Below are 21,605 nucleotides of genomic sequence, written 5' to 3' on the forward strand. Positions count from 1 at the left end.
TTCTACTTCGTCTTTAGTTCTATAATGTTGTGCATCAGACATAGAATGTCCTCTATATCTGTATGTTTTCATCTCTAAGAAAGTTGGCCCTTCACCTCTTCTTGCGCGTTCCATTGCTTCATGCATGGCTTCGGCTACTTTAACAGGATTCATTGCATCTACAGGTCCGCAAGGCATTTCGTAACCTAAACCTAACTTCCAAATATCTGTATGATTGGCAGTTCTTTCTACTGAAGTTCCCATAGCATATCCGTTATTTTCACAAATAAAAACAACCGGTAGTTTCCACAACATAGCCATATTAAATGCTTCATGTAATGATCCTTGACGTGCTGCTCCATCTCCAAAATAAGTCAATGTTACACCACCTGTTTCGAAATATTTATCGGCGAAAGCCATACCTGCACCAACAGGAATTTGAGCACCAACAATACCATGACCACCATAAAAACCGTGTTCTTTAGAAAAAATATGCATTGAACCACCCATACCTTTTGAAGTTCCGGTAACTTTTCCTAATAATTCTGCCATTACGGCTCTAGGATCTACACCCATACCAATTGGCTGTACGTGATTTCTATAAGCGGTAATCATTTTATCTTTTCCGCCTAATTCCATAGCGTGTAATGCACCTGCTAAAACGGCTTCTTGTCCGTTATATAAATGAAGAAATCCTCTTACTTTTTGTTGTATATATAAGGCTGCTAATTTGTCTTCAAACTTTCTCCAAAACTGCATGTCTTCATACCATTTTAGATATACTTCTTTTGTAATTGGTTTCATATATGTAACTATTTATTTTTTATGAACCACAAAAATACTACAACGTATTTTATTCTAAAAATTTATTGCTGTTTAAATTAAGAAAATAATCAATTTATTTTATTTTTTACTAACGAAATCGTTATAGATTCGCTTTATCAAACATAAAAGGCAATAAATTTTTCAAAGAATCCGATTTATGTATTGGTCCAATCGATCCCATATAATAAATTTCGATAGGCAAATCTTGTTTCACTTCATATTCAGAAATGGATTGACGACACGAACCACAAGGAGGAATTGGACTTGTTGCCTCACGGTCTGATGGTGCAGCCGAAATAAACATTTTTACAATTTTATTGTCTGGATAATTTGCACCAGCATAAAAAATAACTACTCGTTCTGCGCACAAACCGGATGGATACGCAGCGTTTTCTTGGTTAGAACCTTGTAATACTAAACCATTATCTAAAACAATTGCTGCACCTACTAAAAATTTAGAATAGGGCGCATACGCTTTTTTTCTAATTTCAATGGCTTTATTCATATATTCTTTTTCCGAATCCGATAATTCATCAAATGACTCAAAAACAGATACTTTAGTTTCTATTCGTATTTCTTTCATAAGTTACTTATTTATATATTTTTACTTATTTTGGAAAAAAAATCCAAATTCAAAAATATTGAATTTGGATTAAAATTAATTATATATTTTATTAGTTATCATCGTATTCGTCTCCAAAATTAAATGATAAAGAAAATCGTAAAGTATTCTCAAGTGGATTTCTAACTTTAGATGCTGAAAACAAATAAGAAACGTCTATTTTAACTGTGTTATATTTAAACCCTGCTCCTAATGTTAGGTATTTTCTGGCACCTTTTTCTACGCTTTCATTAAAATAACCTGTTCTTAAAGCAAATGAATCTTGGTACCAATATTCAGCTCCTAACGCCCAAGTAAATTCTTGTAACTCTTCTGAAAAACCGTTAGGCGCATCGCCAAAAGATTGAAAAATTCCGCTTGTCCAACTTATTTGTCTATAATTTTGATTGTTTATGGATTTATCAGTAGCATTAATTACGCCGTCATTATTTAAATCCGTAACAGTTTGAGGTGTTGGCACTAATAATTTTGTAGTTTCACCAATTAAACTTACTTTATTATAATCATCTAAAATAAAATCAAAACTTCCTCCCAATCGCATATTTGCTGGAATAAAGTTTTCATTTAATAAATCATTATCATATGATAATTTCGGACCTAAATTTTGAAAATTAAAACCTGCTCGCCATCTTCCATTAAAATTATCAAACACTTCTTCTTCCGACTGATAAATACCTGAAACATCCACCGCAAATGTAGTTGCTGGTCTAGCATCAGTTGTTGCATTGGCAATTTTTAAATTAGAGCGAATATAACGACCCGAAACGCCCATCGCAAATTCTGGACTAAGTTTTAATGAATACGAACCATCAATTGCGAATTCATTTGGACTTGTGATTACTGGTACTTCATTTGGGTCACCTGTTTCTCTTAGTTCAATATCTCCAAAACCAAAATAACGCAAACTACCAGAAAAAGCCATACGGTCATTAAACCTATTAAAATATGTCAATTGTCCTAAAGAAATATCATTTGCTATACTGGTTAAATAAGGCGTATAACTCATTGAAAATCCTTGTTTTTGCTTTGAAAACGCGTATTTTGATGGGTTATATTGTTGCGAATATGCATCTGCAGAAGTCGCCACACCCATATCTGCCAAACCCGCAGAACGAGCGTCTGCAGCGATTAATAAAAAAGGTACTGCTGTAGTTATTACTCTTTCTTGCGCGTAGGTGTATTGCGCAACTACTAAAATTGTTAAAAGTTTAATTAGATTTTTCATCTGTTTGATTTGGTTACTATTTATATATTAATTTCAGATGTAATTTTATTTCAATATGCTTGTTTTTATAGTGAATTGACAAATATACATTTTTTTTATAGGATTACAAGTTTTTCTATTTTTTCTGTTTTTTTCCCCGTTATTGCTGATTTTACTGTTAGTTTATAGACATAAACGCCTTTACCTATTTTATCACCAAAATCATCCTTACCATCCCATTTTATATCTCTTGAAGTAAATCCTTCATTTACAATAGTTTGATTAATTGTTTTTACCAATTTCCCTGTTATGGTTAGAATTTGAACTTGTACATCTAATGGTTCAAATGGTCGATTGTGACTAAACCAAAATTCGGTATAACTTACAAACGGATTTGGATAATTTAAAACATTTTGTAATTCTAAATCACCATCGCCAATAACCACAAACTGAATTTCAGCCGTAATTAAATTATTATATACATCCCAAGCTTTAAACAAAATAGTATGTAAACCAGGAGCTAAATCCCTAAAAGGATAGGTAACCTTTCCTTTTTTATAGTTATTGTTTTCAGTTTCGTAATAATCATTTAAATTGTATGGATTGTTTTCATCATTATCCAAAATAGCCACAATATCGTGTCCAATTCCACTTGCGGTGTTTATTCCGTTTTCATCTTCAAGAAAAGCCAGGAAAATTGGTGATTCATTTGTAATCCCACCACTCACAAAATTCGTATCGTTCATGTACAATTTTAACTTCGGCGGAGTGGTATCAGAAGGGGCTAATGTATTCACACCACCAACTTTAATTTGAGTGTTATAACCCGTTTGATTTTGTAAAGTTGGCGAGATACTTTTAGCATAAAAACTTACTCTACCATTCCCTATTGGAATTTGAATATCTTGTGGTACGATAAAACTAAATTCAAACTTTCCGTTTACTACTGATGCATTTCCTCTGTAGATAACTTCTCCTAAACTCACAAAATTTAGTTTAGGTTGATTATAAGGTGGCAAAGAAGCATTGTCGTTATCTAATGTTAATCTGTTTAAATTTTTATCATAAACCTGTACAGCTAAATCTCCATTATAATTAGCTATTATAGCATTGTTCTCGTCCAAAACCTCTCCTGACAGTGTAGCTAATGACAAAGCTTGTAAAGAAAGTGATGTTGTATTAATGTTTTCGCCATTTACTTTGGTTAAAACTACTTTTGGCCTTGGAATGGCTAATTTTAATGCAGGATCGCCAATATAAAAAACAACTCTTTTGTTTGAACCACCAATATTAATTTTAGCACGACGAAGTGATTCTGCAATGGAAATATAGGAATTGTTTTCCATAGTGAACAAATTATTATAAATTTCTTCATTTAACTGAATTCCTAAAGATTGACTAATTTGTCTGGTTGTAGCCAACAATGAAATGGCGCCTCCAGCTTTATTCCAATACATATATTCTCCACCTGTCGGGCGGTTTGGGTCATCAAACCTAGTAAATTCACAAGTAATAGTAATAAACAGCGGATATTTAAATCTGTTTCCTAATGCTTGTGCATCTGCTTTTTCAAAAATGCGTTCTACAGCAAAACTTTCTTCATTTCCATGTCCGTAATAATTTAAGACTAAAGCCCCTAATTCGATAGCGTCTAAAAATGATTTTTTTGCTTGAGGGTACCTTGGACCACCAGCACTTACTTCTTGTACGTATGCATCAGTAAAAATTTTATTGCTATTAAAAAACGGATTTGCGACTGAAACTTCATCAGCTAATTCGTTTAAATCTTTTTGTAATAAATAATCACCAGATAAAAAAGGATCGGGGTCATCAGCATAATAAACTAGGTTATTTCGCCATCTTTTGTAAGATCTTTCATCATGATATTCAAGTACTTTGTTTACCATTTCTGAAGCTTGTGTGTTTGAAGAAACTAGCATTCTACCTACAGCTAAATCCATTAAATCTGCTGAAGATTGCATATTTCCTTCATTGTCATCCATAAGCGTAAAGAAATCATCGGACATAAAAGATGAAAACAAAGAGAAATTACTACTATTGTTTGGATTTAAAGATTGAGACACTTCAAAACCATGAAAAATAGGCACTACATTAGTGTTGTTTCGAATTCTATTCTTAAAATCGTAAGAGGCATCCCCAAATAAATTTAAATATTTTACTTTATTAACTGTATTTGAAGCATTATCATACACATATTTTACAAAATTTCTTATAGCAGCTACATCTTGTTTTCCGCCTCCAAATTCAGTATATATTAAAGGTAGCGACACTACTTTAACATTCATATTTGAATTGTTTCTATGAAAATTAGCTAATGTTTCTGCTTGTGCTACTAAACTAGATGGAGTAACTATTAAATAATCAATATCTTGAAAAAGACCTTGGTTATTTTTAAAAATAGTCCCTTTTAAATTTTGATTAGCCACATTTGTTTCATTTTCTCTTAAAGGAGTGTAAAAATCCAGATTATCAACTGCAACAAACTTTTTATCTTGACCTAAATTCAATTTAAAAGATATACTATTTTGCGTGTTATCTAATTTTGTTACATTATATATATCCGTAACATCCCAAACCGATTTAATATTTGTCGCATTAGAAATAGCAAATTGTCCAACACCAATGTTTGTTTTTACTAAATTATTTGAAAACAAAAACTGTTTACCAAACCCTTTTAATTCGGCATTGTATTTTAAAATAATGTAATCTAAATATCCTTTTGAAGATGGCACACCATTATTAATGTATGATAAATCGATAGTTACCGAGTTTGAAGTAGGAACAAAGCTGGTATTTAGAATATTTTCAAAACCTAGAGCAGAACCTACAGCTGCGTTTATTGGAACGGTTCCAATATCTACAGCATTTGCTTTTACTTTAAATGAAGTGGAAACAAAAGAAACAGCTGCAAAATTCGCAGATAAATTTACGGGTGAACCCGAAGTATAATTTGGCAATACGAATGGAAAAGTCTGATTATCATCTAAATCAAATTTTTCGCCAAACCATCTTCTACCTATTTTTCCGGCATTAAAAAGGTCTACTTCGTGAAATTGATAGCCGTCATAATTTGAAAGAAATAAGTTTGCAGAACCAACGGGCTCCATATAAGGTTGGATTCTCTTTCCAGCTGAGCCAGAAGTAGAAACATAATAATACGATCTGTCTGCAAATTGATTTACGTGCGTTAAACTTTCTTCGTTCCAAGTGTCCACGCCTTCAGCATAAAATAAAATGTAATCATTATCATTAAAAACACCGTCTTCTTCGCCAATAAACTGAACGGCATTTTCTTCTAAATCAATTGGATAAGAAGTACTATTTAATAAAGGTAACATTCTACCGCCATTGCCATATATTTTAATAGTTCTTGGGTCAACAGCAACATTTACACCAATACTTTGAAGAAAACTTTTGCTTACTAAATAAACTCCTGATTTTTCAACATAAAATCTATGCCAAGAACCTGATGCTAAAACAGAGTTTTGAATAGAATTAGTACTTTGAGACGACCTATTGGAATTTGAAATCGAATAATTTAGTGTAAATGATTTTACTCTTTTATATCCCGAATTATCTTTAATTATTGGATTAAAATTAAAAGAAAAATAGGCATCATCTCTTGCAAATGAAGAAAATGATTTAAAATCAATTTTGGAGAAAATTTTAGAGATATCCAAACCACTTAATTTAGATACATCTATTGTTTCATATACAATATTTTCAATTGAGGCAGCTCCTTCAGAAACCAAGCCAGGCACCTTGAAACTATTTACATATGTAATTGATTTTTTTGCTTCGTGAAATTCAAAATTCTCCGATTGAAATTGAGGTATAATGTACTTTGTTTCACCTATTACAAATGCGGCATTATCATTCCATATCAATGAAAATTCTTTAGTGTTTTGAGCAAAACTCAAAAATGAAACCAATAATAAAAGTAGATATTTCTTTTTCATTTCCATCATAACGCAAAATAAACTAAAATATTGCAAATAATAAATTTTTAAATAACTTTATACAATATTTAACACGTTTTTTCGTTTCTATATATATCAAGTAAAATTATTGTTTAATTTTTTTTATTTTTTTGTTGCATATTAATGGTTTATTAGTATCTTGCGGCACTTAAATTTTTTACCTACAAAAGTATGAAAGTTACTAAAATTATGACTTTAAAATTGTTACTAGCGTTGACTGTAGCAATAGGTTTTACCAGCTGCAGTAAGAGCGGAAACACTAAAGGTGGTTCTAGCGCAACTGGATGGCAAATCAACGATAAAAAAGGTGGTTTCCAATATAACACTAAGTTTAAAAAGCAAGAAAATCCACCTGGAATGACCTCAATTGAAGGCGGTACGTTCACAATGGGTAAAGTAGAAGACGACGTAATGCACGATTGGAATAACAGCCCAACAAAGCAACATGTTCAATCCTTTTACATGGATGAAACGGAAGTTACAAATATGATGTATGCTGAATACTTATATTGGGTGAAATCGGTTTATCCTCCAACAGAAGATAATTACAAACACATTTATAATGGAGTTGTTCCAGATACTTTAGTTTGGAGAAGTCGTTTAGGATATAACGAGACGATGACTAATTACTATTTAAGACATCCTGCTTATTCAAATTATCCTGTAGTTGGAGTAAACTGGATTCAAGCTACAGAATTTTGTGAATGGAGAACCAATCGTGTAAACGAAAATATTCTTGAAAAAGAAGGTTACCTTAAAAAAGGAAATAAAATCAGTGCAGAAGTAACTGCAGATTCAAATTTTGATACTGAATCATATATCAATTCACCTTCAAAAACTTTTGGTGGAAAAGATGATATTGTTTTGAAAAAACAAATGGGCAAAAAAGGTCCTATTAAAAATTCTGGATCAGCTACAGGTACTGAAGCTAAAAATGTATATGCTCAAAGAAGTTCTGGAATAATTTTACCGGAATACAGACTTCCAACTGAAGCAGAATGGGAATATGCTGCATTAGCATTAGTAGGAAACAGAGAATACAATATTTACAAAGGACAAAAAAAATATCCTTGGAAAGGTCAATATACTCGTTCTGGTAAAAGACAATTAAAAGGTGATCAATTAGCTAACTTCAAACAAGGTAAAGGAGATTACGGTGGAATTGCTGGATGGTCTGATGACGGTGCCGATATTACACAAATTGTTAAATTTTACCCTCCAAATGATTTCGGATTATATGATATGGCTGGTAACGTTGCAGAGTGGGTACAAGACGTTTACAGACCAATTATTGATGATGAAGCGAATGACTTTAACTACTTTAGAGGAAACGTATACACTAAGAATAAAATTGGTGATGATGGTACTGTAGAAATGATTACTAGCGAAAACATTAAATATGATACATTAAGTACTGGTAAAGTAATTGCTAGAAACTTTCCAGGATCTATTGCGCAAGTTCCAGTTGACGAAAACGAAACGTATTTAAGACAAAACTTTTCTACTTCTGATAATAAAAATTATAGAGATGGAGACAGACAATCAACAAGATATTTTGACTTTGGAGCAACTGATGAAGAAGCAACTAAAAAAGAGGATCCAAATAAAAGAATGTATAAATCTCCATTACATAAAATTTCAGCAGATAGTGCCGGAAATCAATTAAGACAATATGACAAATCTGATAACAGAACTACTTTGGTTGACGATAATGTTAGAGTATACAAAGGAGGATCATGGAGAGATAGAGCCTATTGGTTAGACCCAGCATCAAGAAGATATTTTCCACAAGATATGGCTACAGACTATATTGGATTTAGATGTGCAATGTCTAAAGTTGGACCAAAATCTAACAAGAAAACACCAAGAGGTAACGTTAAGAAATAATATTTCTTAAATAATATACAAAAGCCCTTTATTTTTAAAGGGCTTTTTTTTATTTTAGCAGTATGGAAATAGCAACAATTTACAACTACTTTTTGCAATCAACCGGTATTGCAACTGACAATAGAAAAATCAACGCAAACAATATGTTTGTAGCGCTCAAAGGCGATAACTTTAACGGAAATAAATTTGCTTTAAGTGCTTTAGAAAGCGGTGCCAAATTTGCAATTGTAGATGAAGTAGAATTTAAAATTGACGACCGGTTCATTTTAGTAGAAAATGCACTAGAGGCATTACAAAAATTAGCAAATTACCACAGGAATCAAATTAATATTACCATAATTGGATTAACCGGAAGTAACGGAAAAACTACTACCAAAGAACTAATTTATGCTGTACTTTCTCAAAAATACAACACCAAAGCAACCATTGGAAATTTAAACAATCACATTGGCGTTCCATTAACTCTACTTTCTTTTGATAAAAGTACAGAAATAGGCATTGTAGAAATGGGTGCCAATCATCAAAAAGAAATTGAAATGCTATGCGGTATTTGCCAACCCGATTATGGATATATCACCAATTTTGGAAAAGCCCATTTAGAAGGATTCGGCGGAACAGAAGGTGTAATTAAAGGCAAAAGCGAATTGTACGAATTTCTTTTTTCGAACCAAAAAACAGCATTTGTAAACACTGATGATGCCATTCAAAATGATAAAACGAAAAACATCAGCAGAATTACTTTTGGTTTAAATTCTCCAGAAAATTTCGTTTCCATTTCTAAGATAGAAACCAATCCAATGGTAAAAATTGAGTTTGATAACACTATTATTCAATCGCATTTAATAGGATTATATAATGCTAATAATATAAATGCAGCAATAACTATTGGTAAACATTTTGGCGTTTCAAATGAAAAAATAAAATTTGGTATAGAAAACTACATTCCAAATAATAATCGTTCTCAACTAATAGAAAAAAATTCAAACAAAATAATCCTCGATGCATACAATGCCAATCCGAGTAGTATGCATGCAGCGTTAACCAATTTCTTTCAATTAAATGAGAAAAATAAAATCGCTATTTTAGGAGATATGTTTGAGTTAGGTATAGAAAGTTTCGAGGAACACAAAAAACTAATTGACTTTTGTATAAATCAAACAGAAATTATGTTTTATTTTATTGGAAAAGATTTTTTTTCTCATAAAAATTTAAATTCAAATATGCATTTTCACGACACATTTGAATCTTTTCAAGCAAATTTCACAAATCAAAAAACAGAAAATAGTTTTCTACTGATAAAAGGTTCTCGCGGAATGAGTTTAGAAAGAACGCTAGAATTACTATAATAAAAAAGGCAACAATTGGCTGCCTTTTTTATTATAATAATATTAGAATATTACGAAACCAAACCTCTAGAAATCACAATTCTTTGAATCTCTGAAGTTCCTTCATAAATTTGTGTGATTTTAGAATCACGCATCATACGTTCTACGTGATATTCACTAACATAACCATTACCACCATGAATTTGTACCGCTTCATTAGCTACTTCTAAAGCAATTTCAGAGGCATATAATTTTGCCATAGCACCTGAATGAGCAATATCCTGACCTAAATCTTTTTCAGTTGCTGCTTTATGAATTAACAATCGTGCACATGTAATTTTCACATGCATATCTGCTAATTTGAAAGCGATTGCTTGATGTTGAAAAATTGGTTTTTTAAATGCCACTCGCTCTTGAGAATATTTCAATGCTAATTCATAAGCCCCTTGAGCGATTCCTAATGCTTGAGAAGCAATTCCGATTCTTCCACCATTTAAAGTTGACATGGCAAAAGCAAAACCAAAACCGTCTTCACCAATTCTGTTTTCTTTTGGAACTTTTACATCATTAAATAATAGTGTATGCGTATCCGAACCACGAATACCCATTTTCTTTTCTTTAGGCCCAACTTCAAAACCAGGCATTCCTTTTTCTACTATTAAAACATTAATTCCTTTATGCCCTTTTGAAACGTCTGTTTGCGCAATAACTAAATATGTAGAAGCTGTACCTCCATTTGTAATCCAATTTTTGGTACCATTTAATAAATAATGGTCACCCATGTCAATTGCAGTTGTTTTTTGTGAAGTTGCATCAGAACCCGCTTCTGGCTCAGACAAACAAAAAGCACCAATTACGTCACCTTTAGCTAAAGGGGTTAAATATTTAATTTTTTGTTCTTCCGAACCATATTTTTCTAAACCAGCACAAACTAAAGAATTATTTACAGACATAATAACTGCTGCAGAGGCATCAATTTTAGCAATTTCTTCCATAGCTAATACATAGGAAACACTATCTAAACCTGCACCGCCATATTTAGGGTCAACCATCATTCCCATAAAACCAAGTTCCGCCATTTTCTTAACTTGCTCGGTTGGAAATTTTGAATGTTCATCTCTTTCAATAACACCAGGTAATAATTCTGTAACAGCAAAATCTTTCGCCGCTTGTTGAATCATTAATTGTTCTTCATTTAATTTAAAATCCATTATTTTACTATAAGTTAATTGAATATATCATAAAAATTTCGCTCAAATGTAGGTAAATAATATCAAATTTTCAATAAGAAATTGTATTTTTAACCCATGTTTAAGCACAACTATAACGTTATCGGCGTAATGTCAGGTACTTCATTAGATGGAGTGGATTTGGCACATATTAATTTTGAAATAAATCATGGAAAATGGTCCTATCAAATATTTGAATGTGATACTATTTCGTATTCAAATGAAATGATTTCAAAACTAAAAAATGGAATTCATTTTAGTAACACTGAGCTTTCAGAGTTAAATATTGAATATACGAATTTATTAGGAAATATTATTTCTGAATTCATAGCCAAAAACGACATTTCAAATCTTGATGCGGTTTGTTCACACGGACATACTATTTTACATCAACCACAAAATGGCTTCACGCTTCAAATTGGTAATTTACCAGAAATCGCAAAAATTACAAATCAAAAAGTAGTTTGTAATTTTAGAGTTCAAGATGTGCTTTTTGGTGGACAAGGCGCTCCTTTAGTGCCAATTGGCGATAAAATTTTATTTTCTGAATTCGATTATTGTTTAAATTTAGGTGGCTTTTCAAATATTTCTTTTAAAGAAAATAATGAGCGAATTGCTTTTGACATTTCGCCTGTAAATACCGTTTTAAATTTCTATGCGAATACGTTTGGATTAGAATATGACGATAAAGGTAAAATTTCAGAATCTGGGAATATAAGTGCCACATTATTTGATGAATTGAATACGTTAGAATTTTATCAAAAACCATATCCGAAATCATTAGGTTTTGAATTTGTACAAGAAATTATTTTACCTCTTTTAGAGAATTATTCCATTTCAACAGAAGACAAAATGCGAACATTTACAGAGCATATTGCCTTCCAAATTGGAAAAACATTACAATACAAAACTGGAAGACTATTAATTTCTGGCGGAGGAGTTTATAACGATTTTCTTATCGGAAGAATAAAAAACTATTTACCAGCAATTGAAGTAATTATTCCTGATGAAAAAACCATACAATATAAAGAAGCTTTAATTTTCGCATTACTTGGCGTGCTAAAATTACGAAATGAAATTAATGTTTTGTCAAGTGTAACAGGCGCTAAACAAAATCATAGCTCAGGAGAAGTATTTTAACTAATAATTTTCCGTAATCATTTTTTACAATTATATTTGCAAAATAAATCAAACCCTAAAATCAAAAAATGAAAGATTTACTACATAAATTCGAAAACAAAGAACCTGAAATAGTATTTAACTGGAAAGATCCTGAAACGGAAGCAGAAGGTTGGACAGTAATAAATTCATTACGTGGTGGTGCCGCAGGTGGTGGAACACGAATGAGAAAAGGATTAGATCAAAACGAAGTACTTTCTTTAGCTAAAACGATGGAAGTAAAATTTTCAGTTTCTGGTCCTGCGATTGGTGGAGCGAAATCTGGAATTAATTTCGATCCAGCAGATCCTCGTAAAAAAGGTGTTTTAGAACGTTGGTATAAAGCGGTTTCTCCTTTATTAAAAAATTATTACGGAACAGGTGGCGATTTAAATGTAGATGAAATTCACGAAGTAATACCAATGACAGAAGAATGTGGTGTATGGCATCCGCAAGAAGGTGTTTTCAACGGACATTTCAAACCAAGTGAAGCAGATAAAATCAATAGAATCGGACAATTACGTCAGGGTGTAATCAAAGTAATTGAAAATGGCGAATTTACTCCAGATTTATCTAAAAAATATACTGTAGCCGATATGATTACAGGTTACGGAGTAGCAGAGGCTGTAAAGCATTTTTACGGAATTTATGGAGGAAGCGTTGTTGGCAAAAAAGCCATTGTACAAGGTTTTGGAAATGTAGGTTCTGCCGCCGCTTTTTATTTAGCTAAAATGGGTGCGAAAGTAGTTGGAATTATCGATAGAGATGGCGGTGTACTAAACGAAAACGGATTTACATTTGAAGAAATCACAGAATTATTCAGAAATAAAGATGGTAACAAATTGGTTTCTGACCAAATGATTCCTTTTGCTGAAATAAATGATAAAATTTGGAAAATTGGTGCACAAATTTTTGCTCCGTGTGCCGCTTCAAGAATTGTTTCTAAAGACAATGTAGAAAATATGATTACAAATGGTTTAGAAGTGATTTCGTGTGGGGCTAATGTTCCTTTTGCCGACGCAGCAATTTTCTACGGACCTATTATGGAAGAAACTGACAATAAAGTAAGTTTAATTCCAGATTTTATTTCAAACTGTGGAATGGCAAGAGTTTTTGCTTACTTTATGGAGAAAAAAGTACAAATGACAGATGAAGCTATCTTTAATGATGCTTCTGAAATTATTGGAAAAGCCATTCAAAAAACATTTGATGTAAATTCTAGCAAGACAAATATTAGCGCTAGAGCTTATGAAATTGCTTTAAAACAATTGGTATAAAATTAAAAATACCTTAACTATTAAAAACTAGGTTTAAACTATTTTGAACCTAGTTTTTTTGTTTCAACAATTTTTATTACTTTTAATCGTTATTACAAAAAACCAAAAATGAAATCAATTATAAATTTATTTAAAACACTATACGAGCACGGCTATTTTACCTTGCTTTTACTGGTTTTGTTAATTGGTTCAATTTGGTTGTTAATTCATTTTCTAAAGAAATCAACTCTTTCTGATTCCAATAAATCAATTGTAATTACTACACATTCAGTAGTCTGCATTGTACTTTTATTATTATTTGTACGATTTTGGCCTCCATATGGAAAAACCGAAATGTTAATTGCGCAAGGTGGCGGTGGCGGTGGCGTTACCTTAAATTATGGCGATACCGATTTTGGAAAAGGTGATGATTATTTAAATGAAACTTTAGAAGTTAATATGAAAGATGTAGCATCAGAACCTGAAGAGGCAACAACTGATGAAATCATAACTCAAGATAATACAGGTGCCGATGTACCTACTCCACCAAAATCTAAAATCAAACCTAAAGATAAAAAACCTACCGAAACAAAACCAGTAGAAACTCCAAAAACGCCTGTAAAAAAACCTAATAGCGCTTTGAGCAATATGATTAAAGGTAAAAACAAAGGTGGTGATGGAAATAGTACTACAAACGGAAATCAAGGTTCAGCTAACGGAAATGCCAATTCAAACGGGTATTATGGCGGCGGCGGTTCTGGAGGAGGAACGGGTGGCGGAAATGGAACTGGAAACGGTACGGGAACAGGAGCCGGAAATGGCTCAGGGTCTGGTGGCGGAAATGGAAGTGGTGGCACAGGTGGTGCCAATTATAGTTTAGCAGGAAGAAGAAATATAAGTCAACCCGCAGTTGGTAACGAATGTAATTCTTTTGGAAAAGTAGTAATTGAGGTTACCGTTGATAAAGCTGGAAATACAATTGGAGTATCAAATGGTAGAGGTACAACGGGAGATGCTTGCTTAATTGCATTAGCTAAAAACTTTGCTCGAAAAACAAAATGGTCACCAAGTGATTCAGCTGCTGAAAAACAAGTAGGAACTATTACTTATAATTTTAAGAATTAATTTTAAGCTGAAGAATTTCAATACGAATTCCCAAATAAACCTTCTAAACTTTTAAACATTAAACATTAAACATTTATATTTGCATCACTATTAAAAACAAAACAGATGCAACATATAATTGACCGTTTTATTGGATACGTTACTGTAGATACAGAATCGGATCCGGAATCTAACACAACTCCAAGTACTGCTAAACAATGGGATTTAGCCAATAAATTAGTTGAAGAGTTAAAACAAATAGGTTTGTCAGATGTTTCAATTGACGACAAATCCTATGTAATGGCAACTTTACCAAGTAATTTAGATTACGAAGTACCTACAATTGGTTTTGTTTCGCATTTTGATACTACACCAGATTTTACTGGAAAAGATGTACAACCACAAATTATTAAAAATTATGATGGTGGCGATATTGTTTTAAATGCCGAAAAAAACATCATCTTATCGCCTTCTTACTTTAAAGATTTATTACAATATAAAGGTCAAACTTTAATTACTACTGACGGTACTACGCTACTTGGTGCAGATGACAAAGCAGGAATTACAGAAATTATGACTGCAATGGAATATTTAGTGCAACATCCAGAAATTAAACACGGAGCATTAAAAGTATGTTTTACACCAGATGAAGAAATTGGACGTGGCGCAGACCACTTTGATGTAGAAAAATTTGGTGCAGATTGGGCATATACTATGGACGGAAGTCAAATTGGCGAATTAGAGTATGAAAATTTTAATGCAGCTGGAGTAAAAATAACTTTTAAAGGAAAAAGCGTACATCCAGGATATGCGAAAGGAAAAATGATCAATTCGATGCTTTTAGCAAATAAATTTATTTCTAAATTACCGAAAGATGAAACTCCTGAAACGACTAAAAATTACGAAGGATTTTATCACGTTACAAATATTCAAGGGAGTATAGAAGATACTTTAGTGCAATTGATTATTAGAGATCATAATAGAAAAAAATTCGAAAAACGTAAATTATATGTTGAAGAAGTAGTTGCTAAAATTAATAAAAAATACCAAAAACAATTTGGCGAAGACATTGCTGTTTTAGAAATAAAAGACCAATATTATAATATGCGTGAAAAAGTAGAACCTGTAATGCATATTGTAAAACTTGCCGAACAAGCTATGAAAGAATTAAACATAAAACCTTTAATTAAGCCAATTCGTGGTGGAACTGATGGTTCGCGTTTATCATTTATGGGATTACCTTGTCCGAATATTTTTGCTGGCGGACATAACTTTCACGGTAAATACGAATATGTTCCTGTAGAAAGTATGCAAAAAGCTGTTGAAGTAATTGTGAAAATTGCAGAATTAAACGCGGTTCAAAATAAGAAATAAATTCCAAATTAAAAATCCCAAATCCCAAAATTGGATTTAGCATAAAATAAAAATTCCAAATTCCACTGTTTTTTCAGTTTGGAATTTGGAATTTATTTTTTTGGAATTTAAAATATTATTTCTTCTCGTTCAATTTTAAACTCATTTCAGCAGAAATTGAACTTTTTTCAATTTTTAATTTACCCGACATGGTTTCCATAACAATTGTAGTTTCAGCAATTTCAGAAACTTTACCATGAATTCCGGCAATTGTAATAATTTTATCGCCTGTTTTTAAATCGGTTAAAAATTGTTTTTCTAATTTAATTTTTTTGTTTTTTGGCATAATGATTAAGAAGTAAAACACTCCTATCATTAATAACAACTGTGCAATTAACATTGGATTCATATCGTTTTTATTTAGATTTAATACTTGCTTTTATATTAATAGTTTCAACAATTTTTGCTGTATTACACGTAATCAAGACTGATTTTGTAACTTCTCCAGACTTTCCGTTAGAATCAAATTTTACATCAATTGGCGCTGATTCTCCAGGTTTTATTGCTTCTTTTGTAACTTCAGGAACGGTACAGCCACAAGAACCATGTGCCTCCAATACATACAAATCGTTTTCACCTACATTTTTAATAGTAAAAGTCGTAGATACTATTTCACCTTGTTTAACTTCACCAAAATCGTGAACCTCTTTATCAAATGCAACTTTCGTTTTTGGCGCATCAGCATTCTTTTGTAAACTAAGCATCAAATTTTCTTCTGGTGACAACTCTTTTTTACAAGACCAAGTAATTAGCAATGAAGCTACTACAAAAATTCTAATTGTTTTTTTCATATCGATTAATTTATAACAATCCTCTACCCGCTTTTTTAATCTTATCATCGGCTTGAAATTCTTTTACTAAATTATCTAAAATTCCGTTGATAAATATACTACTTTTTGGCGTAGAATATTCTTTAGCAATTTCTAAATATTCATTTAATGTAACTTTTACAGGAATTGATGGAAATTTTAACAATTCGCAAATAGCCATTTTAAGGATGATAGTGTCTAATTCCGCTATACGCTCCTTATCCCAATTTGGTGTTTTATTTTCAAATGTGGCTGCAAATTCCAATTCATTTAAAACTGTTTTTCTAAATAAATTTCTTACAAATTCTTTGTCATCTAAATCTTTAAAAACAACTGGCAACTCTAAAGAATCATCGAAACTTTTTATCGACTTAATTTGCTTAGAAAGTAAGGTGTTAATTACAGGAATATCATCAACCCATGTAATTTTATAATCTTCTAAATAATCGTAAAGTTTTTCGTTTGGTGCAATAATCTCATTAAAAACATCATATATAAAGAAAATATCTTTCTTAAATTCTGATGTTTCAACTGCCATATATCGTTTGTATACATCCGAAGTTTTAATTGCTTCTAAAAGGAAAATAATACAATCGTCATTACGTTTCCAATTGTCAATTTTTCTTTCTTCTAATTTATCATAAAAGGCAGTGTGATTTCCTAAAATTTTAAAGAAACTGTTATTTACAAACTTAAAGTTAGGATTTTGTTCTTCTTTTGTAGCCAAATGTTTTTTAGAAGCTAATTCTAAATATGCTTTTTCTTTGAGTTGTAATTCATTGAAAATAGAAAGCATAACTAAATATAAATCTTGAGAATTTTCAATACTTTGTAATAAAAATTTTTCCTCTTTATCTAATGAATCCGATTCGTGACGATGCATTGCATAGATGGTTTGCATCACTTTTACTCTAAAATGTCTTCTGTTAAGCATGGCTAAGAACTTTAAAAAAATTATCCCGAAATAATTATTGTTTTATTTCGGGACAAATTTACAATTTTTTATTTTAAAGAATTATTTGTTTTGTAATTCTTTTTTTCTGTCATCAATTCTTTTTTGAGCAATATTTAATGCCGCTTGATGTGTTGTAATATTTTGAGCATCTGATAACGTAAAGATGTCCATTGCAGTGTTATAAATATTTTCTGTTTTTTCCATTACTTGAGCAGAAGTTAAATTTGCCAACTCAGAATACACATTAATTACACCACCTGCATTTATTAAGAAATCAGGAGCATATAAAATTCCTTTTTCTTTTAATAATTTTCCATGAATCACTTCATTAGCAAGTTGATTATTAGCCGCCCCAGCAATTACTTTTGCTTGAATCTTGCTAATGGTTTCATCGTTAATAGTAGCGCCTAAAGCACATGGTGCATAAATATCAACATCTAAACTGTATAAATCGTTTCCACTAAAAATTTTAGCGCCGTATTTTGAACCCACTTCGTGTAATCTATTTTCATTAATGTCAGAAATAGTTACAATAGCACCTTCATTCGTTAAATGTTGTACTAAAACTTCTCCAACATGTCCAATTCCTTGAACTAAAACGCTCTTTCCAGCTAAAGTATCTACGCCAAATTTGTGTTTAGCAGCCGCTTTCATTCCCATAAAAACTCCATATGCTGTGATTGGAGAAGGATTTCCAGAGCCGCCTTTACTTTCAGAAATTCCAGTAACATAAGGCGTTACTTCTCTTACCGTATCCATATCTTTAGTTTCCATTCCAACATCTTCAGCTGTAATATATTTTCCTGATAATGAATTTACATATTCACCGAATTTTCTCATCAATTCAGGTGTTTTTTCAGTTTTGGCATCCCCAATAATAACTGCTTTTCCACCACCTAAATTCAATCCAGAAATAGAAGATTTAAAAGACATACCGCGAGATAATCGCAACACATCATTTAAGGCTTCCCACTCGTTTGCATATTTCCACATTCTGGTACCTCCAAGTGCAGGTCCAAGAACGGTATTATGAATTCCTATTATTGCTTTTAATCCTGTATCTTTGTCATTACAAAAAACAACTTGTTCGTGTCCGTCAAAAGAAATTTGACCAAAAACAGGATCTACTTTATGTAGTTCGTTTGAATTTATAATATCTGTTGTCATGAGTATATTTGATTATTTGTCAATAATAAGTCGCAAAAATAGGTATAAATTATATAAAATTCTCGTATTTTATTTTATTTTTACGAATACAATAATTACAAGCTTTAAACATAAAATAGAAAAAAACATAAATTAACTAACAAAATTAAAATTACTTTTAATTACATTACTTTAAATGAAAGAATTACAATATTTAAATAAATATTTCATAAAATACAAATTCCGCTTTTTATTTGGAATTGTCATTACTATTGTAGCACAAATATTTGCATTATACACTCCGGAATTAGTTGGGAAATCAATTTCCTTAATTGAAACCTTTCTGAAATCGGAAAACAAAGACACTGTTTTATTAAAAAACGAACTCTTTAAAAATATTGCACTAATCATATTCTGCACTTTAATTGCTGGATTTTTGACCTTTTTAATGCGTCAAACCCTAATTGTAATGTCACGTTTTGTAGAATTTGATTTGAAAAATGAAATATTCAATCATTACCAAAACCTTTCTCAAAATTTTTACAAAAAAAACAGAACCGGCGATTTAATGAATCGTATTAGTGAAGATGTCGGAAAAGTAAGAATGTACGTAGGACCAGCGGTAATGTATACCATAAATACAATAATTCGATTTGCTGCAATCATTATTAGTATGTCGGCAGTTAACGTAAAACTTACCATTTATTGCTTGCTTCCGTTACCCATTTTATCTTATAGTATTTTTGTTTTAAGCAAACGAATCAATAAAAAAAGTACCGAATATCAAGAAAACCTATCTACGCTTTCCTCTTTTACACAAGAATTTTTTTCTGGAATCAGAGTAATAAAAGCATATGCTTTAGAAAATGATAGAAATAATGAATTCATTAAATTATCTAAAATTAGTAAAGAAAAAAACTTAGCGTTAGCCAAAACAAACGCTTTATTTGGACCTCTAATGATTTTATTAATTGGATTAAGTTATTTAATTGTAATTTTTGTAGGCGGGCAAATGTATGTTAATGGAGAAATTAAAGATATTGGCGTAATAGCTAAGTTTTTATTATACATAGGAATGTTAGTTTGGCCTGTAGCTTCATTTGGCTGGGTTTCTTCATTGGTTCAAGAAGCAGAAGCCTCACAAAAACGAATCAATGAATTTTTAACAGAACAACCCGAAATTCAAAATATAGGAACAATTACCACTCCAATTGAAGGAGAAATTAGTTTTGAAAATGTAAGTTATACCTACGATGACACGAACATAAAAGCACTAACAGATGTTAGTTTCACAATAAACAAGGGAGAAACCATAGCGATTTTAGGAAAAACAGGATCAGGAAAATCTACCATATTATCTTTATTAACTCGAATTCACGACGTATCTGGAATTTCTAAAATTAAAATTGATGGTAAAGATTTAGCAGATTACGATTTATATCATTTGAGAAAAAGTATGAGTATTGTTACGCAAGATCCATTCTTGTTTTCCGATTCAATAAAAAACAATATAAAATTTGGAAAAGAAGATGCCACTGACGATGAAATTATTGAAGCAGCAAAAATGGCTGTAGTGGATGATAATATTCAATTGTTTACTAATAAATATGACACTATTTTAGGAGAACGAGGTATTACATTGTCAGGCGGACAAAAACAACGAGTTTCAATTGCAAGAGCGATAATTAAAGAAGCACCAATATTAATTTTAGATGATTGTTTAAGCGCCGTTGATACAGAAACTGAAGAAAAAATAATCAATAATTTTAAATTAATTTTCAAAGACAAAACAACTATTATCGTTACACATAGAGCTTCTGCTGCAAAAAACGCAAATAAAATTATTATTTTAGATGAAGGAAAAATTGTACAACAAGGCACACACAATGAACTTGTAAAAGAAGAAGGCTTTTATAAAGATTTATTCATAAAACAACTTTCTGAAAAAGAAAATGCTTAAAAAAATTGTTTAATAAAGTTTTTTTTTAGATTTTTGAAACACGAAAACAACTAATAATTGAACGAAGGATTATGAATGACAAAGAGTTAGTAGAAAAAGACATTTTTTCTAAGGTATTAAGAGCAGGAAGAAGAACGTACTTCTTTGATGTAAGAGCAACAAAAGCAGACGATTATTACATTACCATTACTGAAAGTAAAAAATTTACAGAAGAAGATGGTTCGTATCATTTTAAAAAACATAAAATTTATTTATATAAAGAAGATTTTGCTTCTTTTAATGAAATTTTAAGCGAAATGACCGAATATGTAATTAACCATAAAGGAGAAGAAGTAATTTCAGAAAGACATCAAAAAGATTTTAAAAAAGAATCTGATGGTGCAGAATACTCCAATTCTGAAGAACCTACTTCTACTTCTTCAAAAAGTTACACAGATATAGATTTTGACGATATTTAAAACAAAAAAATGCTTTCTTAGGAAAGCATTTTTTTTTATAACCCATTTTGATTTTTTAAACTTCAATAAATACAAATAAAAAAAGGCAATCTTTCGATTGCCTTTTTTTGAGCCAGTGGAGGGACTCGAACCCACGACCTGCTGATTACAAATCAGCTGCTCTAGCCAGCTGAGCTACACCGGCGACTCATTTTGCAGTGCAAATATAGTCTTGATAATTTAATTTGCAAAAAAAATAATCTTTTTTTTTGCGATTTTTTTTAGTTTAATTCGT

At 31.2% G+C, this 21,605-nt stretch carries 17 protein-coding genes and 1 tRNA gene; 8 read left to right on the forward strand and 10 right to left on the reverse strand.

Going from position 1 to position 21,605, the window contains the following annotated elements; translation table 11 throughout:
* From ACIQ11_RS02315 to porU, 4 genes are all read right to left on the reverse strand, one after another.
* A partial coding sequence (locus ACIQ11_RS02315; protein ID WP_396152447.1) for a thiamine pyrophosphate-dependent enzyme occupies positions 1-783 on the reverse strand: 783 nt, incomplete at its 3' end.
* A gap of 121 nt (positions 784-904) precedes the next feature.
* Positions 905-1,387, reverse strand: a complete 483-nt coding sequence (locus ACIQ11_RS02320) for a cytidine deaminase (protein WP_396152449.1) — start codon at positions 1,385-1,387, stop codon at positions 905-907.
* Between the two features lie 91 nt (positions 1,388-1,478).
* Positions 1,479-2,651 (reverse strand): type IX secretion system outer membrane channel protein PorV, encoded by a 1,173-nt coding sequence (gene porV, locus ACIQ11_RS02325; protein ID WP_396152450.1) that lies wholly within the window; start codon positions 2,649-2,651, stop codon positions 1,479-1,481.
* A 95-nt stretch (positions 2,652-2,746) separates the two neighbouring features.
* A complete protein-coding gene (gene porU / locus ACIQ11_RS02330) occupies positions 2,747-6,610 on the reverse strand; it encodes a type IX secretion system sortase PorU (protein WP_396152452.1) in 3,864 nt (1,287 codons plus the stop codon).
* A 192-nt stretch (positions 6,611-6,802) separates the two neighbouring features.
* Between porU and gldJ the strand changes: the two genes are divergently transcribed.
* Positions 6,803-8,518 (forward strand): gliding motility lipoprotein GldJ, encoded by a 1,716-nt coding sequence (gldJ, locus tag ACIQ11_RS02335; protein ID WP_396152454.1) that lies wholly within the window; start codon positions 6,803-6,805, stop codon positions 8,516-8,518.
* A gap of 62 nt (positions 8,519-8,580) precedes the next feature.
* Positions 8,581-9,864, forward strand: coding sequence for a UDP-N-acetylmuramoyl-tripeptide--D-alanyl-D-alanine ligase (gene murF, locus ACIQ11_RS02340; RefSeq protein ID WP_396152456.1), 1,284 nt, complete (start codon positions 8,581-8,583; stop codon positions 9,862-9,864).
* Positions 9,865-9,914: 50 nt separating this feature from the next.
* Here the strand turns inward: murF and ACIQ11_RS02345 are convergent, their stop codons facing one another.
* Positions 9,915-11,054: an acyl-CoA dehydrogenase gene (locus ACIQ11_RS02345; protein ID WP_396152457.1), complete on the reverse strand. Its 1,140-nt coding sequence runs from the start codon at positions 11,052-11,054 to the stop codon at positions 9,915-9,917.
* Between the two features lie 96 nt (positions 11,055-11,150).
* On the opposite strand from ACIQ11_RS02345, the gene ACIQ11_RS02350 reads away from it, so the two are divergent.
* From ACIQ11_RS02350 to pepT, 4 genes are all read left to right on the forward strand, one after another.
* Entirely contained in the window at positions 11,151-12,212 is a 1,062-nt protein-coding gene (locus tag ACIQ11_RS02350; RefSeq protein WP_396152459.1) for an anhydro-N-acetylmuramic acid kinase, read from the forward strand.
* Between the two features lie 68 nt (positions 12,213-12,280).
* Entirely contained in the window at positions 12,281-13,507 is a 1,227-nt protein-coding gene (locus ACIQ11_RS02355) for a Glu/Leu/Phe/Val dehydrogenase dimerization domain-containing protein (RefSeq protein ID WP_396152461.1), read from the forward strand.
* 108 nt (positions 13,508-13,615) lie between these two features.
* A complete protein-coding gene (locus ACIQ11_RS02360) occupies positions 13,616-14,611 on the forward strand; it encodes an energy transducer TonB (protein ID WP_396152463.1) in 996 nt (331 codons plus the stop codon).
* A 105-nt stretch (positions 14,612-14,716) separates the two neighbouring features.
* The gene (pepT, locus tag ACIQ11_RS02365; RefSeq protein ID WP_396152465.1) at positions 14,717-15,964 is read left to right on the forward strand and encodes a peptidase T; all 1,248 of its coding nucleotides are present in this window, start codon (positions 14,717-14,719) and stop codon (positions 15,962-15,964) included.
* A gap of 115 nt (positions 15,965-16,079) precedes the next feature.
* Here the strand turns inward: pepT and yajC are convergent, their stop codons facing one another.
* From yajC to ACIQ11_RS02385, 4 genes are all read right to left on the reverse strand, one after another.
* Positions 16,080-16,352: a preprotein translocase subunit YajC gene (gene yajC, locus ACIQ11_RS02370; protein WP_396152467.1), complete on the reverse strand. Its 273-nt coding sequence runs from the start codon at positions 16,350-16,352 to the stop codon at positions 16,080-16,082.
* Between the two features lie 7 nt (positions 16,353-16,359).
* Positions 16,360-16,794, reverse strand: a complete 435-nt coding sequence (locus tag ACIQ11_RS02375) for a DUF1573 domain-containing protein (protein WP_396152468.1) — start codon at positions 16,792-16,794, stop codon at positions 16,360-16,362.
* A 10-nt stretch (positions 16,795-16,804) separates the two neighbouring features.
* Positions 16,805-17,746, reverse strand: coding sequence for a transcription antitermination factor NusB (gene nusB / locus ACIQ11_RS02380; RefSeq protein WP_396152470.1), 942 nt, complete (start codon positions 17,744-17,746; stop codon positions 16,805-16,807).
* A gap of 81 nt (positions 17,747-17,827) precedes the next feature.
* Positions 17,828-18,934 carry a Glu/Leu/Phe/Val dehydrogenase gene (locus ACIQ11_RS02385; protein WP_396152472.1) on the reverse strand — a complete coding sequence of 369 codons (1,107 nt, stop codon included), beginning with the start codon at positions 18,932-18,934 and terminating at the stop codon, positions 17,828-17,830.
* Positions 18,935-19,109: 175 nt separating this feature from the next.
* Between ACIQ11_RS02385 and ACIQ11_RS02390 the strand changes: the two genes are divergently transcribed.
* Together ACIQ11_RS02390 and ACIQ11_RS02395 are read left to right on the forward strand one after the other, a co-directional pair.
* On the forward strand, positions 19,110-20,873 hold the full coding sequence (locus ACIQ11_RS02390) for an ABC transporter ATP-binding protein (RefSeq protein ID WP_396152474.1): 1,764 nt from the start codon (positions 19,110-19,112) through the stop codon (positions 20,871-20,873).
* 71 nt (positions 20,874-20,944) lie between these two features.
* The gene (locus ACIQ11_RS02395; RefSeq protein ID WP_353077327.1) at positions 20,945-21,331 is read left to right on the forward strand and encodes a PUR family DNA/RNA-binding protein; all 387 of its coding nucleotides are present in this window, start codon (positions 20,945-20,947) and stop codon (positions 21,329-21,331) included.
* Between the two features lie 110 nt (positions 21,332-21,441).
* On the opposite strand, the gene ACIQ11_RS02400 is transcribed toward ACIQ11_RS02395, so the two are convergent.
* Positions 21,442-21,515 (reverse strand) — tRNA-Thr (locus ACIQ11_RS02400).
* Positions 21,516-21,605: the final 90 nt, after the last annotated feature.

The organism is Flavobacterium sp. (assembly GCF_044361065.1).
GTDB lineage: Bacteria > Bacteroidota > Bacteroidia > Flavobacteriales > Flavobacteriaceae > Flavobacterium.

Excerpts from the sequence above, each read along its gene's own strand:
- ACIQ11_RS02345 (WP_396152457.1), bottom strand. The coding sequence starts at position 11,054 with ATGGATTTTAAATTAAATGAAGAACAATTAATGATTCAACAAGCGGCG.
- murF (WP_396152456.1), top strand. The coding sequence starts at position 8,581 with ATGGAAATAGCAACAATTTACAACTACTTTTTGCAATCAACCGGTATT.
- ACIQ11_RS02350 (WP_396152459.1), top strand. The coding sequence starts at position 11,151 with ATGTTTAAGCACAACTATAACGTTATCGGCGTAATGTCAGGTACTTCA.
- ACIQ11_RS02395 (WP_353077327.1), top strand. The coding sequence starts at position 20,945 with ATGAATGACAAAGAGTTAGTAGAAAAAGACATTTTTTCTAAGGTATTA.
- ACIQ11_RS02390 (WP_396152474.1), top strand. The coding sequence starts at position 19,110 with ATGAAAGAATTACAATATTTAAATAAATATTTCATAAAATACAAATTC.
- porV (WP_396152450.1), bottom strand. The coding sequence starts at position 2,651 with ATGAAAAATCTAATTAAACTTTTAACAATTTTAGTAGTTGCGCAATAC.
- ACIQ11_RS02320 (WP_396152449.1), bottom strand. The coding sequence starts at position 1,387 with ATGAAAGAAATACGAATAGAAACTAAAGTATCTGTTTTTGAGTCATTT.
- gldJ (WP_396152454.1), top strand. The coding sequence starts at position 6,803 with ATGAAAGTTACTAAAATTATGACTTTAAAATTGTTACTAGCGTTGACT.
- ACIQ11_RS02375 (WP_396152468.1), bottom strand. The coding sequence starts at position 16,794 with ATGAAAAAAACAATTAGAATTTTTGTAGTAGCTTCATTGCTAATTACT.
- porU (WP_396152452.1), bottom strand. The coding sequence starts at position 6,610 with ATGAAAAAGAAATATCTACTTTTATTATTGGTTTCATTTTTGAGTTTT.
- pepT (WP_396152465.1), top strand. The coding sequence starts at position 14,717 with ATGCAACATATAATTGACCGTTTTATTGGATACGTTACTGTAGATACA.
- ACIQ11_RS02360 (WP_396152463.1), top strand. The coding sequence starts at position 13,616 with ATGAAATCAATTATAAATTTATTTAAAACACTATACGAGCACGGCTAT.
- nusB (WP_396152470.1), bottom strand. The coding sequence starts at position 17,746 with ATGCTTAACAGAAGACATTTTAGAGTAAAAGTGATGCAAACCATCTAT.
- yajC (WP_396152467.1), bottom strand. The coding sequence starts at position 16,352 with ATGAATCCAATGTTAATTGCACAGTTGTTATTAATGATAGGAGTGTTT.
- ACIQ11_RS02355 (WP_396152461.1), top strand. The coding sequence starts at position 12,281 with ATGAAAGATTTACTACATAAATTCGAAAACAAAGAACCTGAAATAGTA.
- ACIQ11_RS02385 (WP_396152472.1), bottom strand. The coding sequence starts at position 18,934 with ATGACAACAGATATTATAAATTCAAACGAACTACATAAAGTAGATCCT.